Origin of the sequence: Clostridium homopropionicum DSM 5847 (assembly GCF_001263795.1) — a bacterium.
GTDB lineage: Bacteria > Bacillota > Clostridia > Clostridiales > Clostridiaceae > Clostridium_H > Clostridium_H homopropionicum.
This window is the reverse complement of the sequence record NZ_LHUR01000015.1, coordinates 48,157-62,710: the sequence shown is the minus strand read 5'-3', so window position 1 is coordinate 62,710 and position 14,554 is coordinate 48,157. Positions and strand designations below refer to the sequence as shown.

Here is a 14,554-nt window from a genome sequence, read left to right as displayed (position 1 = left end):
ATAAAAAGACTGGCTCATCACCAATCTTTTTGTAAACCAGGATGCAACCACCTGGGCATATGTAATTAATCTAACTTTATAGCTTAATTTAAATTCGGAAGGGTTGCATTTCGATTTTCAATTAAGGTTATGGAAGGGATAATATATAATTACATTATAAGGAAAGGAGGAAGATTTTTGGAGCTTAGAAATAGAGTTAAAGAATTTAGAGCAAGGTATAACTTGAGTCAAGGAGAGTTAGGAAAACTTGTAGATTCCTCCCGCCAAACTATTAGTCTAATAGAAAGAGGAGATTATTCCCCTTCTGTTGCATTAGCTTTGAAAATAGCCAAGGTATTTAAAGTTAATGTTGAAGAAGTATTTTATTTAGAGGAGGGAGATTTAACATGAGAAAATATAAGAACTTTATCATTACAATAACTCTAGCTGGCTTGTTTGGAGGATTTATTGGCTATTTAACTAAAAAAGAATTTAGCATAAATTTAGTCCGTTCCATGGATAATTTGTACTATTATCTATTTATGACATTTTTCCTTATATCAGTAGTAATAGGTATTATATCAGCAATAATTATGGTTATATTAAGAGCTAAATATAAAGAGATAGACATAGAAGAATTACCGAAGCATATAGAAAGAAAAATTGATATGACTATAAGCTTAAGTACAATCATAGTTATTATATCAATGGTATGGGTAGCAGTAATGGTAAATAAAAGTGTATTTGAAATAAAGGTAAATTATGTACTAGTATCTGCAGCTTCATCAATAATATCCAGTATACTTCAAGTACTTTCCATAAGAGTATATAACAGATATTATCCAGATAGGAAATTAAACATGTTTGAAAATAATTCTGATAAGAAGTTTTTTGAGAGGCTGGATGAAGGAGAAAAATGGATAGCATACAGTAGTTCCTATAGAACCTTTAAGGGAATGAAGATAGTGTATTCAATTTCTATGGTTGTAAGCATTTTTTTATCTACATTCTTAACTATACCTATAATATTACCTATTTTTATTGGAGCAATGTGGATTATTCAAACAGTAATATACACCATGTCAGCAAGAAAATATGATAGCTGATAATTTAGTTTAAGAATTATTATGGAGGATTAACATGAAGGACAAGAAAAAGCTTATAAAAGAAATTAATAGTTGGATTTTTTCTATCTTAGGAGGGTTCTTAATTGCAGTTTTAATTAACAGCAAGGTTTTCGCAAAGGTGCAAGTACAACAAAGTTCCATGGAAAATACTTTGTTTACTAACCAGCAGCTGATAGTAGATAAATTAAGTTATAATTTTAAAAAACCTAAAAGAGGAGATATAATTATATTCTTAGAAGATGGTAAAAAAGGAACTATCTTAGATGATGCTTTAAGTACCATAGACAGCATAGTATCAATATTTAGTAATAACAAGGATTACAGTGAAGAAAGTAAAAGATTAGTTAAAAGGGTAATTGGTGCTCCAGGTGATGAAGTTGATATTAAAGATGGATACGTTTATGTAAATGATGAAAAGCTTCAGGAAGCCTACGCAAAAGGTGAGACTTTTACTAGAGAGTTTAAGCTTCCAGTTAAAGTTGGAGAAAATGAACTGTTTGTTTTAGGTGACAATAGAATGGTAAGTATGGACAGTAGAAAGTTTGGTCTTATCAATTTTAAACAGGTTGAAGGAAAGGCAATATTTAGAGTATATCCTTTCAATGAAATAGGGGAAATAAAATAGAATTAAAAACTGATATAGGAGGAATATGATGGTAGAGGTTATTAATCTTACAAAAACTTTTAAAAAAGTTCAAGCCGTTGATCACATAAGTTTTTCTGTGAAAAGAGGAGAGGTTTTAGGACTTCTAGGAGAGAATGGAGCAGGAAAAACTACAACTTTGAGGATGATAGCTACAATGCTAAAGCCTACGGATGGAGATTGCAAAATCGCGAATTATAGTATAAAGGATGATCCTGAAAAGGTAAGGGGAGAAATAGGAATACTCTTTGGTGGAGAAGTTGGGCTTTATGATAGACTTACAGCAAGAGAAAATATAATGTATTTTGCACAATTAAATGGTATGAGTGAGCCTGAAGCAAAAGAAAGTGTTGAATACCTGGTTAAAATGCTGCAGATGGAAGAATTTATAGATAGAAGAGTTGGAAAGCTTTCTAGAGGTATGAAACAAAAGGTAGCTATAGCAAGGTCAATTGTGCATAAGCCTTCTGTAATGCTTTTTGATGAACCAACTATCGGACTTGATGTTACTGCCAGCAAAATTGTACAAGATTTTATTTTAAAATGTAAGGAAGAAAACAAGGCTATTGTTTTTTCTAGTCACAGTATGGCAGAGGTGGAAAAGCTTTGTGATAGAATTGTAATAATTCATAAAGGAAAGCTTATAGAGGAAGGAACAATTGAAAATTTAAAGGAAAAATATAACAACAATAATATGGAAAGTATTTTTATGAGTTTGGTAGGTGATAATAATGAGTAAGGCAAGTTTAGTATTTAAAAAAGAATTAAGAGATCTTTTTAGAGATAGAAAAACTCTTTTAGTAAGCATACTAATTCCATTGATTATTATGCCGCTAATTTTCTTTGTTATAGGTAAATCTGCTTCAAGTAATGAAAAAAAGGTTGAGGAAAACTTTAAGATAGCTATAACTGGGGGAGTGAATTCAGAGTTTGTAGGGTTTGTAAAAAAGATAGATAAAGTTCAAATTATTGATTCTAAAAATCCAGAAGAGGATGTTAAGGAAGGCAAATTGCTTTTAGCCTTAGAAGTTCCAGATAATATTGACAGCTTAATAAAAGATGAAAAGGATGCTCCAATTAAAATTATTTATGATAATTCCAGCCAACAATCATCTATGGCACAGAGCAGGGTAGAAAATTATATTCAAGAATTCAGCAAACAAATAGTTGCTACTAGATTAGAAGCAAGGGGAATAAAAACTTCCATATTAAATCCAGTACAAATAAGCTATAAAACTACTACTAAGCAGGAAGACAGCATGGGCAAAGTGATTATTGCTATGATTTTACCGCTTTTCCTTGTGATATACAGTGTAACAGGACCTATGGGACCAGCAATAGATTTGGGAGCTGGAGAAAAAGAGAGGGGAACTTTAGAACCGCTTTTAACAACTCAAGCAGGAAGGATGTCTCTATTGTGGGGCAAGTTTGCCGCCATTTCAGTTATAGGACTTATTACTACTTTAGCATCTATGATTGGTATTGTAATAGCTTTAAAGCAAAGTGGAAATAGCGCCATGGGCGTTAATATAAATGCAGGGATGTTCTCAGATATAGGAATAAAAGGAGCAGTTTTAATTACTGTTATGGTAATTCTAATGAATCTTACCTTCGGAGCTTTAGAACTTGCCATAAGCATATACGCTAGATCCTTTAAAGAAGCTCAGACCTACCTAACACCACTTAATATAATAGCATTAGCACCAATATACTTAACTTACATGTTAGATGCTAGAAACATTGATATGTACTATTTCCACATACCTATAGCAAATGCTGTGTGCTTAATAAAAGAATTTCTTGCAGGAGTTTTTAATACAGGACATATTTTAATAACCTTTGGATGGATATTATTTTATATAGTATTGTGTATTACCTTCGCAAGGTATATGTTTAGTAGAGAGGAAGTTATATTTAGAACATAAGAATTTTACGACGTAAAATTCTTAGTGACCAGTAACCAATTCCCAGTAACCAGTGTTATTAATCCTACTGGCAACTGGTCACTGGTTACTGGTTACCTAAGAAAAATGCGTCGCATTTTTCTTAGGTTCCGAAGATAAGGAGGTAAAGAAATGCTTGATCTATTAATTAATAGAAGAAGTATAAGAAAATATAAAGACATTTTAATCGAAAAAGATAAAATTGATAAGCTTATAAAAGCAGCTCTATTATCACCTTCATCAAGAGGGATATGTCCATGGGATTTTGTGGTGGTGCAAAATAAAGAAACTATTGAAAAGCTGTCAATGGCTAAAGAAAATGGTTCTGGGTTTTTAAAGGATGCTTCATTAGCAGTAGTCGTCATTGCTGACAGTACCAAAAGTGATGTTTGGGTTGAAGATACCGCTATTGCTTCTATATTAATTCAGCTTCAGGCTGAGAAAATGGGACTTGGTTCATGTTGGATACAAATAAGAAATAGGTTCCATAATAAATTTAAAACCTCTGAAGAATATGTTAAAGAGGTTTTAGAAATACCAGAGAATTATTCTGTAGAATCTATTATTTCTGTAGGATATCCTAATGAAAGCAAAAGACCTTATAGTGATGAAGATTTAAAGTATACTAAAGTTCATAAAGATAAATTTTAGATAAATAGCAAGCCTATTTTTAGGTTTGCTATTTATTTTGTGTTTTAAGCTTTGGTTTGCTGTAAAAGTTTTAAACACATTAGATTTATGTTAATATAAATTATACTAATTTGAGAGGAATGTTTATATGAGTAAAATACTTGTCCTTGCTGAAAAGCCTTCTGTAGGAAGGGATTTAGCTAGGGTTTTAAATTGCAAAAAAGGTGGAAATGGATTTTTAGAAGGGGATAAGTATATAGTAACCTGGGCTCTTGGGCACTTAGTTACTTTAGCTGATCCTGAAGTTTATGAGGATAGATATAAGTCTTGGAACATAGAAGATTTACCTATGCTTCCTGAAAGGCTAAAGCTTGTTGTAATAAAGCAAAGTGGAAGACAATTCAGTGTTGTAAAAGAACAATTAAATAGAAAGGATGTTTCCGAAATTGTAATTGCAACAGATGCTGGAAGAGAAGGGGAATTGGTAGCTAGATGGATAATAGAAAAAGCTCATGTAAGAAAGCCTATTAAACGTCTTTGGATTTCCTCCGTTACAGATAAGGCAATTAAAGATGGGTTCAACAAATTAAGGGATGGAAGAGAATATGAGAATCTTTATGCTTCAGCAGTTGCCAGAGCAGAAGCAGATTGGCTGGTAGGAATAAACGCTACCCGTGCTTTAACCTGCAAGTTTAATGCTCAGCTTTCCTGTGGAAGAGTTCAAACTCCAACTCTTTCAATAATTGCTTCAAAAGAAGAGGAGATAAAAAACTTTAAACCTAAAACTTATTATGGAATAACAGCTGTATCTGACAAATTGAAATTAATTTGGCAGGATAGTAAGACTAGAGATTATAAAACCTTTAATAAAGAAAAATGTAGTAGCATTGTTTCTAGTATTAAAAATAAGAAGGCTGAAGTTATCGAGATTGATAAGAGCTTTAAAAAGAGTTTTGCTCCAGGTCTTTATGATTTAACAGAACTTCAAAGAGATGCAAATAGAATATTTAACTTTTCAGCTAAAGAAACCTTATCTATTATGCAGAGGCTGTATGAAAATTACAAGGTTCTTACATATCCAAGAACAGACTCTAGGTATATATCTGAGGACGTAGTAGAAACCTTAAAGGATAGAGTTAAGGCTGCAGGGGTAGGACCTTATTCAAAGGCAGCTCAAAAGGTTTTAAGAAATCCAATAAAAGCTAATAAATCCTTTGTAGATGGCAGTAAGGTTTCAGATCACTATGCTATTATACCAACAGAGCAACATGTTTCATTAAGTACCTTTGGCGACAATGAAAGAAAGATATATGATTTAGTGGTAAAAAGATTTTTAGCAGTTTTATTTCCTCCTTTTGAATATGAACAGACAACTATAAAGGCAAGGATAGGTGAAGAAAACTTTATTGCTAAAGGGAAGGTAGTTATTTCAGAAGGTTGGAAGGAAGTATATGAGAAAAACCTTCAAGAGGAAGAGGATAATGGTGATCTTAAGGAACAAATACTACCAAGCATTAATAAAGGAGACATTTTAAATATCGCTTCAGTTACTATGACAAAAGGTGAAACTAAGCCTCCAGCTCCTTTTAATGAGGGAACACTTTTATCTGCTATGGAAAATCCAATAAAATATATGAGTGGTGAAAGTGAAGCTTTAAAAAAGACACTAGGAGAAACCGGTGGTCTTGGAACAGTAGCCACCAGAGCAGATATTATAGAGAAATTATTTAACAGCTTTTTAATTGAAAAAAAGGGTAAAGACATTTTTGTAACCTCAAAGGGAAAACAGCTTTTAGAATTGGTTCCAGAAGACTTAAGGTCTCCAGCCCTTACAGCACAATGGGAGCAAAAGCTTAATTCCATTTCTAAGGGGAAGCTTAATAAAAACAATTTTATTAATGAAATGAGAGATTATGCTAAAGAGGTTGTAGGTGAAATTAAAAATAGTGAAGAAAAATTTAGGCATGACAATTTAACTAGAGAAAAGTGCCCTGAATGCGGCAAGTATATGCTTGCGGTTAAGGGTAAAAAAGGCAAAATGCTAGTTTGCCAAGACAGGGAATGTGGTTATAGAAAAGGAATTGCTAAGATAACTAATGCAAGATGTCCTCAGTGTCACAAAAAGCTTGAGCTTCGCGGCTCTGGAGAAAGTCAAATATTTGTTTGCGGCTGTGGTTATAGAGAAAAGCTTTCAAGCTTCAATGAAAGAAGAAGCAAGGAAAATAAGAAGGTTTCAAAGCAAGATGTAAATAGCTATCTTAGAAAGCAGCAAAAAGAAATGAAAGAGGATATAAATAACCCATTTGCTGAAGCTTTGGCTAAATGGAAATCAGAACAAAAGTAGAGATGCTTTAAAATATGTAAAAGTCCACCCTATAAAAGATGTTTTTAGGGTGGACTAGAAGGTTAAGGGCTAATGAGCTTTTACGTTGTAATTTGAGACATAGGCTGATTTTATCATTTATTACAATATGTGAATATAATTTTTTCATCACGTCAATAATAAATGTTATATTAATTACAAAGGAAGTGAAAACATGGAAAAGAATGTTATACATAAGTTTTGTGAAAAAGTTAAAGATTATTCTTTTTCAATTGATTACTGGGATGGATCAAGTGAAAACTATGGTCAAGGAGCTCCTGCCTTTAAAGTCATATTTAAAGATAAAATTTCCGTAATGAAGATGCTAAAAGATCCTTCACTAGCCTTGGGAGAAGCTTATATGGATGGAATTATTGATTTTAAGGGCAATCTTGAACAAATTGTTGAAACAGCCTACAAAATTAAGATTCCTTTTTTTGAAAAGAAAGGTTTCCATGGATTACAAAAATTTTTTGCTAGGGAAAATAAATCAACTTCCCTAATAAAACAACGAAAAGATATTGAGCATCATTATGATTTAGGAAATGATTTTTATGAACTGTGGCTAGATGAAACTATGAGTTATTCATGTGCTTATTTTTGTTCACCAGAAGATTCACTTTATCAAGCTCAATTACAAAAAATTGATTACATATTAAAGAAATTGCAGCTTAAATCAGGAGAAACCTTACTAGACATAGGATGTGGGTGGGGGTGGTTGATTATTCGTGCTGCACAGCAATATGGAGTAAAAGCTTTAGGCATAACCTTGAGTGAGGAGCAGTATACCAAAACAAAGCAGCGTATTGCCGAACTTGGGTTAACAGAACAGGTAGATGTAAAATTAATGGATTATAGAAAACTTGCAGAAAGTGATGGTTATAAATTTAATAAAGTAGTCAGTGTTGGAATGGTAGAGCATGTGGGAAAAGCAAACTTGCCTAAGTATATGGAGGCAGTAGAGAAACTTCTTGTTCCTGGAGGTATATCTGTTTTACATTGTATTACAGGACAAATTGAGGGTCCTTGTAACCGATGGATTAGTAAATACATCTTTCCAGGTGGATATATTCCTTCAATTCGTGAATTGATTTATCTTTTACCTGAAAACGACTTTCACTTATTAGACGCAGAAAGCCTCCGTTTACATTATGCAAAAACTCTAGACCATTGGTCAAAAAACTTTGAAAACAAAATAGAGCAAGTTCGAGAAAAATATGATGAACGTTTTATTAAAATGTGGAGACTATATCTAAATTCTTGCGCTGCCTCCTTCTGTGCTAGTGGTTTAGACATTCACCAGATTATTTTCTCTAAAGGAATTAATAACAAACTGCCAATGACAAGGAACTACCTATACAGTTGAATTAAAGGATACTAAATAACTGGAGGTAAAGCATTATGTCGTCTAAAGTTGTAAAGAGTATGTGTGAAGAATGTTTTTTTAATGAAGAACACCAGTGTCATGCAGGTAGTATTGAGGTTAGATCTAGTGGAGATAACAAGGTTCACTCATCAGAAGGAATCTGCTGTAGCACTTTCGAAGCTAAAAATGATACCTGTGGATGCAGGAATCACTAATTACGTAAAAACAAAAGTAAACTTATTAAGGTAGAGCATAAATAGCTCTACCTCTTCTAAAAAATTCTTTCAACATATGTAACATTCATATCTAAATTTCTTCATTCAAAATTATTTACAGTTAATAATTTATTATTATTGTACATTATACATACCATGACTATTCATATAATTGAATAGTTCTTCACCATGTTTTTGCTCATCTTTTTGAATATGTTGCATTGCTTGCCTAACTATAGGATTAGCAGATTCAAAAATGTCAATATCATAAGTACCTGAAACATACTTTTCTGTTGATAATAAGTCACTACAAAGTATTTTATCATGCTGATTATTTATAGCTCCTTGGGAAGTACTTTGAGTCATTGGTTGTTGAGCTTGTTGATTGTGAGCTAGATTTGGCTGTTGCCCTTGAAGCATTTGATTAATAATATCATAGTGATGTTGTTCTTCACCAGATAGTCTATTAAAAAGTTGCTTCAACTGAGGATCTTGAGCTTGCTGAGAATAATTTTTGTATTTTTGAACACAAATTTCCTCTTGAAGTTTTCCATCCTCTAAGAACATTCTTTCTTTTTGACTAAGTTGTATTTGCATAATACCCCTCCTAGATTATTTATTGATACTGAATGATTATTAATTATTCAGCCTCCAACATATATTCTAAGCAATAAAAAATAATATTATACACTTAAAGTTTTATTATATTCTTCTGTTAAGTATAAATCATTTAGTTTTTTTATGTTCCTTATTAAAAAATTAAGAATGTTTACCGACGAAGAGTCAGATTCTACAGTGAGAATCATGTAGCTATATGAATAAAATTAACTTCATTAGAAAAAACTATTCTAAGAAAGGAGCAGGAAAATTAAAGGAGGCTTTTATCTTATGGAAATATCTCATGTAATATCCGCCTCACTGCATATCCTCGCTGCAGTTACTTGGATTGGAAGCATGATATACAGTGAGTTTGGAGTTAAACCAGCATTAAAGAATTTAGGAGATATGAAGGCTCATTCAGTTAGCGGAAATGCAATGAAGAAATTTTCTAGCCTTACATGGACCAGTCTTATTATCCTCATACTTACAGGAAGTTATGCAACCTACAGCAAGAAAGATAAGTTAGCTCCAGTTTTTCAAGAACCATCAGGTACAGTTCTATTTATAAAACTTGTTTTAGTAGCAGCAATGATAGTCATTTTATTTCTTCAAGTTTTTGTATATGGTCCTAAAATGCAAAGCCTTATAAGTACAGCTACACCACAAAATCAAGAAAATCAGATGGAGATGACTAAAACCTCAAACACTGCCAAAGTTTTATCAAAAACTCATTTATATACTGGTATCATCATTATTATCCTGGCAGTTATCCTTTCAGGACTGCTTGAAAAATAATTGCCAATGGTAATAGTTTAGGGGGCATGAAGATTAATAATCTTCATGTACTTTTAAGGAATACAGGAGGGTTTACTTTGGATTGGAATTCATTTATGGAAGGAAGTAAAAATTTATCAGCCTTTGCTTTGGCTTTAAGGGCTGTTATCCTTTATATTGCATTGATTTTTGCAACTCGCTTGATGGGCCACCGTCAAGTAGGAATCCTGTCAGGTCATAACTACTTGGTAGCTGCTGGAATCGTCAGCTTAGCTGCTATTAGAATGTTAAACCCTGAATCATCTCTTACTTCTGGATTAGTAATTACTTTTGTTTATGCCTTTGTAAATATTTTTTTATCTTATTTAGATATGAAATGGCCTAACTTAATTGATAGAAAACCAACACTTCTTATGAAGGATGGAATAATACTCAGAGAAAATATGCTTGATTGCCATGTAACACTAGATAATCTATTAGGTCAATTAAGACTAAAAGGAGCCCATAATCTATCAGAAATTGATACCATTGTACTAGAACCCTATGGGAAAATAAGTGTTATTAAAAAGCCTGAAGCATTACCACTTACAAGAAAACAGATGAACTTACCACCTAAAATGGCAACGCTACCTACAATTCTTATTTATGATGGAGAAATAGACGAAAAAAATCTTCATGCCATGGGGTTAGATCATGATTGGCTAATGACAAAATTAAAAGAAAAGGGCATTGCCAATCAAAAAGATATATTTTTAGCTATGCTTGAATCAGATGGAACAGTGTACATGAGTATATAGTAAAGAAGGTATGATAATGGAATTATTAAAAGATGTATTTGGAAGTGCTCAGGAAATTAGCCCATTTATATTTGCTTTACGCAGTATCGCAGTTGGAATTTTGCTATTCCTAGAAGGAAAAGTTTTACCACACCGTTCTGGTGGTCAGTTTGCAGGTTATGACTTTGCATTTTTCTGGATGATGGGTGGAATAACAGCAGCTCCCTTATTTGAAGCTAAAATAAGCTTTATTAATACTGCTGTTATAATTGTTGTGATATATAGTCTTCATTACCTTATATCCTATATAGCCGTAAAAAATAGAACTTTCGCTAAAGTTGTAATGGGGAAATCAATCCCATTGGTATCCGGTGGGAAGATTCTCCGACCTAACATGGCAAAAGCTTTCTTCCCATTAGAATTACTACTATCTGATATACGTAGCATAGATGCTCCTAATCTTAGTGAAGTGGAGGCTGCAGTTTTGGAAACCAGCGGTCATGTAAGTGTTCTAAAAAAATCAGACTATCAGCCTGTAACTCCAAAGGATTTAAAAATTCAAACCATGGGTGCTGGTCTTCCAACTCTCCTTATCAATGAGGGGAAGATTGAAGAAAAAAATTTAAAGGAATTAGGATATGATGAGAAATGGCTGAAGGATGAATTGCTTAAAAAAGGTATTGCAAATATAAAAGATGTTTATGCTGCATTAATTGATTCGACCGGAGAATTATATTATTCTGTAATAACTGAAAAATAAGGAGGTTATAAAAATGCTTACTGAACAAGAAATAATGAACAACGCTTTTAAGGAAATGCAGTTTCATGAAGACGGTATGGCAAAAAAATATGCTAGTATTTCACAACAAATTAACGATCCAAAGTTAAAGCAAATGTTAAAGGGAATGGAACAAGGATCACGTAATCACTATAATACATTAACACAAACCATGTCAAAGTTTTCGATTGTTTAAATCTTAGGTGTGGCATACCTTCTGGTTTGTCACCCTTCATTAAAGGAGTGATACTATATGAATAATATGGATTTTTTACATGATTCTCTACAGGATGAAATGATGCTACAATCTATGTATAATAAATACATGATGGAGATTAGCAACCCAGAAGTACGTCAGCTTTTCACTCAACTAAGAGATGCAAAAATGAAAAATGTCTCTCAGCTACAGCAAGAAATTAAAAGTATGATGGAGCAAGGAAAATCTTAATTCGAAAGAAGTATGAAATGAAACTGTTGATGATAAGTTATTAAAGCCCGTATAAAAGACACTCTATGATAAAACGGAGTCTAAAAAGGGCTCCGCTTTATGTTTCTAAGTATTTTATATATTTGTTATAAACCAGGAGGAAATTTATGAGTGGATATTTTAATATTTTTTTGAGATCTACAATTTCTTTTATAGTACTCCTCTTTATAACTCGTTTAATGGGGAGAAAGCATCGTTCAGAGCTTACATTTTTTGATCATGTTGTTTCAATTACAATAGGTTCAATAATTGCATCTGTTGCTGTTGATAGATCTATTAAGACTATTGATAGCATAATTGCTACTACAGTATGGGGTGTATTGCCAATTTTGGTAGGATATATTTCTATGAAAAATTTATTTTTCAGAAAGATTGTGGATAGCGAACCTTTAATTATTATTCAAAACGGAACTATAAATGATAAAAATATGGCAAAATCAAGATACCATATAGGTGATCTGCTAATGCAACTTCGTCAGAAGAATGTTTTTGATATAACTGAGGTAGAGTTCGCAATATTAGAGCCTAATGGAGACTTAAGTGTATTAAAAAAGCCTCAATATAATACTGTAACCACGAAAGATTTAAATATTCCGACTAACTACAAGGGACTAATGACAGAACTAATTATAAATGGTCAGATTATGAGGTATCATTTAAAAATGATAAATGTAGATATTGAATGGCTATTAAATCAGTTAAAGATGAGAAATATTACAAATGTTAATGATGTCATATTTGCTGCCCTTCAAACTGATGGACAACTATACATTGCATTAAAAAATAAAATAACTTAAATAAAAATTGTTGATGATAAATTATTTAGGGACATTTTGCTTTAACTCCAATAATCTTATTACCATTATACTTTTTTAGTGCTATCCATAAAGCTCTTTTTAAGCCATTTATCAACCAAAAGATAATACACTGTCATCAAGGGCGTCCAAACACTGTAGAACAGTAATGAATAAGGAATGACTAGCCATTTTAAGTAAACTATTGTGCCAGTGGCTTCCACATAGACCAATTCAAATACAGTATTGAATATAATCCAAAGAACATTATATTTCACCAAGTTTAAAATTTCTCTTTTCTTTGGGAATAGCCTTGAAAATATAAGTCCAAAGGTAGGATAAACAATGCAGTGATACAGTAGGGCATAAATTATGTTCACTTGGTTGTTTACATAATAATACATTTGAAATTGTATTAAAACTAATATATCAATAGTCTCTGAAAAAGCCCAAAATGAAAGGTATACAACAAAGTCAATAAACGTAAACCTTTTGGTGGCAATGAATATTATGGTTGTAAAAAGCATAACAGCAAATAAGACCCAATAAGCAATGTGTGCTACCATATAATCACCTCAATTAGATTAGTAAGTATGTAACATTTTCTAATGTAGTTATTATAGTTTAAATAACATTTTTTATTCAAAGCATATTTAAATCTATATATCTTTTTCTATTAAAATAATTGCAGGTGTAGTTTTTTGGTATATTATTAATACTGGAGTAGCTATTAAAAGAATAACTACTCCTACTTGGACAATGAGAACTAGTGGTACCTTATTAAGTTATTGAAAATACTCATTGATGCCACTAGCTATAGCTTGTGCAAATTTAGTCTGATATACTGGACTTGCGAGTAGAGATTCTTCTTTAGGATTGCTAATATAAGCAAGTTCTATAATAACAGTTGGAGTATCAACATTTTCAAGTATAGAAAAGTTTTCTGGTTTAATTCCCCTATCTCTTAAATTTACTTCATTTACAATTTTAGACTGAATAATCTTTGCGGATATAGATTACATTAAAATCTTTTTTCTCTAATATTTTGCCAACCTTTAACATCACTGCCAAAGCCACATCTTTTTCAAGTGTACCTTTAGGTCCAATAGGGCCAGGAGTTTTTCCACCATGACCTGTATCTAATACTACCGTATACCTATTTTTACCAATTATGGATGAATTGGTTTGTGGAGAAGTAGGCTCAACTGTTGATGAAATAGTAGGAGAATTGTTTGTCTTTAATATTGAATCGCTACCGTTTAAAACACCTATAACATTTATTGAAGTGGTAATCATAACAATAATCATTAAGAACATAAATATAAAAATAAACTTCTTCATTTGCAATATAATCTCTTGTCTATAGAAAAATGTAATTTCTTTAGTGCTATTTAGATTACAACATGGCATTACTATAGAAAGGATTAAAGGTAGAAGTTTATTAGATATTAAATAATAAAAATTTCAAACTTTAATATTTTTTCATAATTTCTTCATAAGTAAAAGGTATACTTTTATTAAATAAAAAATAAGGAAGGGATTTAGATGAGAAATCATACAATTAAATTTAAACAAGAAAATATACTTTGTCACAGATGTGTTATTAATGCGGTTAAAGCACTAAGTCAAATTAAATATGTTCAAGGATTTAATGTAGATATCGATTCTAAAATAATTCAAGTTATATATGAAGGGAATAGAATGTCAAAGGAAATCATAAGGGAGGCTGTTAACTACTCTATAATCAGTGGGAAAACAAAATTAATTTCATACTAGTTATTAAATTAACTTATATAAAGATAAAAGGAGTGTTGTATTATGGAATTCTTAGCAAGTAATTGGATATATTTTGCTATTGCCGCATTGATGGCATATATGATGTTTAAAAAGGGTGGATGCTGTGGGGGACATTCTGATGACTCACATTCCCATAGTAAAAATTCTAACAGTGGTGGATGCTGTAGTGGGAAACAAAATAGTAATTATATCAGTAAGAGTAATGAATATGATAAACGAAAATTATTATAGTGCTATAGAAATTTAATAAAAAACGTCCTCCTTTGAGGACGTTTTTGCTTAT

At 31.8% G+C, this 14,554-nt stretch carries 21 protein-coding genes; 17 read left to right on the top strand and 4 right to left on the bottom strand.

Features of this window, described 5'->3' with window-relative positions; genetic code table 11:
- Positions 1 to 177 precede the first annotated feature (177 nt).
- The 9 genes from CLHOM_RS06060 to CLHOM_RS06020 all read left to right on the top strand — a co-directional run bounded on the left by CLHOM_RS06060 (position 178) and on the right by CLHOM_RS06020 (position 8,265).
- Positions 178 to 390, top strand: a complete 213-nt coding sequence (locus tag CLHOM_RS06060) for a helix-turn-helix transcriptional regulator (protein WP_052220805.1) — start codon at positions 178 to 180, stop codon at positions 388 to 390.
- Positions 387 to 1,085: a DUF3169 family protein gene (locus CLHOM_RS06055; protein ID WP_052220804.1), complete on the top strand. Its 699-nt coding sequence runs from the start codon at positions 387 to 389 to the stop codon at positions 1,083 to 1,085. The genes CLHOM_RS06060 and CLHOM_RS06055 overlap by 4 nt, the downstream gene beginning before the upstream one ends.
- Before the next feature lie 34 nt (positions 1,086 to 1,119).
- Positions 1,120 to 1,731: a signal peptidase I gene (gene lepB, locus CLHOM_RS06050; protein WP_052220803.1), complete on the top strand. Its 612-nt coding sequence runs from the start codon at positions 1,120 to 1,122 to the stop codon at positions 1,729 to 1,731.
- Positions 1,732 to 1,759: 28 nt separating this feature from the next.
- Positions 1,760 to 2,488 carry an ABC transporter ATP-binding protein gene (locus CLHOM_RS06045; protein ID WP_052220802.1) on the top strand — a complete coding sequence of 243 codons (729 nt, stop codon included), beginning with the start codon at positions 1,760 to 1,762 and terminating at the stop codon, positions 2,486 to 2,488.
- Positions 2,478 to 3,674, top strand: coding sequence for an ABC transporter permease (locus CLHOM_RS06040; protein WP_052220808.1), 1,197 nt, complete (start codon positions 2,478 to 2,480; stop codon positions 3,672 to 3,674). Before CLHOM_RS06045 ends, CLHOM_RS06040 begins: the two co-directional genes overlap by 11 nt.
- 150 nt (positions 3,675 to 3,824) lie before the next feature.
- Positions 3,825 to 4,343, top strand: a complete 519-nt coding sequence (locus tag CLHOM_RS06035; RefSeq protein WP_052220801.1) for a nitroreductase family protein — start codon at positions 3,825 to 3,827, stop codon at positions 4,341 to 4,343.
- 127 nt (positions 4,344 to 4,470) lie between these two features.
- A complete protein-coding gene (locus CLHOM_RS06030; RefSeq protein WP_052220800.1) occupies positions 4,471 to 6,666 on the top strand; it encodes a DNA topoisomerase III in 2,196 nt (731 codons plus the stop codon).
- Positions 6,667 to 6,859: 193 nt separating this feature from the next.
- On the top strand, positions 6,860 to 8,050 hold the full coding sequence (locus CLHOM_RS06025) for a class I SAM-dependent methyltransferase (RefSeq protein ID WP_052220799.1): 1,191 nt from the start codon (positions 6,860 to 6,862) through the stop codon (positions 8,048 to 8,050).
- 35 nt (positions 8,051 to 8,085) lie between these two features.
- Positions 8,086 to 8,265: a DUF1540 domain-containing protein gene (locus CLHOM_RS06020; protein WP_052220798.1), complete on the top strand. Its 180-nt coding sequence runs from the start codon at positions 8,086 to 8,088 to the stop codon at positions 8,263 to 8,265.
- 135 nt (positions 8,266 to 8,400) lie between these two features.
- Here the strand turns inward: CLHOM_RS06020 and CLHOM_RS06015 are convergent, their stop codons facing one another.
- Entirely contained in the window at positions 8,401 to 8,862 is a 462-nt protein-coding gene (locus CLHOM_RS06015; RefSeq protein ID WP_052220797.1) for a spore coat protein, read from the bottom strand.
- 291 nt (positions 8,863 to 9,153) lie between these two features.
- Here CLHOM_RS06015 and CLHOM_RS06010 point away from each other — a divergent pair, with 291 nt between their 5' ends.
- From CLHOM_RS06010 to CLHOM_RS05985, 6 genes are all read left to right on the top strand, one after another.
- Positions 9,154 to 9,660, top strand: coding sequence for a DUF4149 domain-containing protein (locus CLHOM_RS06010; protein ID WP_052220796.1), 507 nt, complete (start codon positions 9,154 to 9,156; stop codon positions 9,658 to 9,660).
- A 77-nt stretch (positions 9,661 to 9,737) separates the two neighbouring features.
- The gene (locus tag CLHOM_RS06005) at positions 9,738 to 10,436 is read left to right on the top strand and encodes a YetF domain-containing protein (protein ID WP_242846741.1); all 699 of its coding nucleotides are present in this window, start codon (positions 9,738 to 9,740) and stop codon (positions 10,434 to 10,436) included.
- Positions 10,437 to 10,452: 16 nt separating this feature from the next.
- The gene (locus tag CLHOM_RS06000) at positions 10,453 to 11,175 is read left to right on the top strand and encodes a YetF domain-containing protein (protein WP_052220795.1); all 723 of its coding nucleotides are present in this window, start codon (positions 10,453 to 10,455) and stop codon (positions 11,173 to 11,175) included.
- A gap of 13 nt (positions 11,176 to 11,188) precedes the next feature.
- Positions 11,189 to 11,389 (top strand): hypothetical protein, encoded by a 201-nt coding sequence (locus tag CLHOM_RS05995; RefSeq protein ID WP_052220794.1) that lies wholly within the window; start codon positions 11,189 to 11,191, stop codon positions 11,387 to 11,389.
- 57 nt (positions 11,390 to 11,446) lie between these two features.
- Positions 11,447 to 11,641, top strand: coding sequence for a hypothetical protein (locus CLHOM_RS05990; protein ID WP_052220793.1), 195 nt, complete (start codon positions 11,447 to 11,449; stop codon positions 11,639 to 11,641).
- Positions 11,642 to 11,787: 146 nt separating this feature from the next.
- Entirely contained in the window at positions 11,788 to 12,477 is a 690-nt protein-coding gene (locus CLHOM_RS05985; RefSeq protein WP_052220792.1) for a YetF domain-containing protein, read from the top strand.
- Positions 12,478 to 12,542: 65 nt separating this feature from the next.
- Here the strand turns inward: CLHOM_RS05985 and CLHOM_RS05980 are convergent, their stop codons facing one another.
- From CLHOM_RS05980 to CLHOM_RS05975, 3 genes are all read right to left on the bottom strand, one after another.
- Positions 12,543 to 13,040, bottom strand: coding sequence for a hypothetical protein (locus CLHOM_RS05980; protein ID WP_052220791.1), 498 nt, complete (start codon positions 13,038 to 13,040; stop codon positions 12,543 to 12,545).
- A gap of 219 nt (positions 13,041 to 13,259) precedes the next feature.
- Entirely contained in the window at positions 13,260 to 13,427 is a 168-nt protein-coding gene (locus tag CLHOM_RS18920) for an N-acetylmuramoyl-L-alanine amidase family protein (protein ID WP_423230630.1), read from the bottom strand.
- Positions 13,428 to 13,461: 34 nt separating this feature from the next.
- On the bottom strand, positions 13,462 to 13,815 hold the full coding sequence (locus CLHOM_RS05975) for an N-acetylmuramoyl-L-alanine amidase family protein (protein WP_052220790.1): 354 nt from the start codon (positions 13,813 to 13,815) through the stop codon (positions 13,462 to 13,464).
- Between the two features lie 204 nt (positions 13,816 to 14,019).
- Here CLHOM_RS05975 and CLHOM_RS05970 point away from each other — a divergent pair, with 204 nt between their 5' ends.
- Together CLHOM_RS05970 and CLHOM_RS05965 are read left to right on the top strand one after the other, a co-directional pair.
- Positions 14,020 to 14,250, top strand: coding sequence for a heavy-metal-associated domain-containing protein (locus CLHOM_RS05970; RefSeq protein WP_052220789.1), 231 nt, complete (start codon positions 14,020 to 14,022; stop codon positions 14,248 to 14,250).
- Between the two features lie 42 nt (positions 14,251 to 14,292).
- On the top strand, positions 14,293 to 14,502 hold the full coding sequence (locus tag CLHOM_RS05965) for a hypothetical protein (RefSeq protein ID WP_052220788.1): 210 nt from the start codon (positions 14,293 to 14,295) through the stop codon (positions 14,500 to 14,502).
- The last annotated feature ends 52 nt before the right edge of the window (positions 14,503 to 14,554 follow it).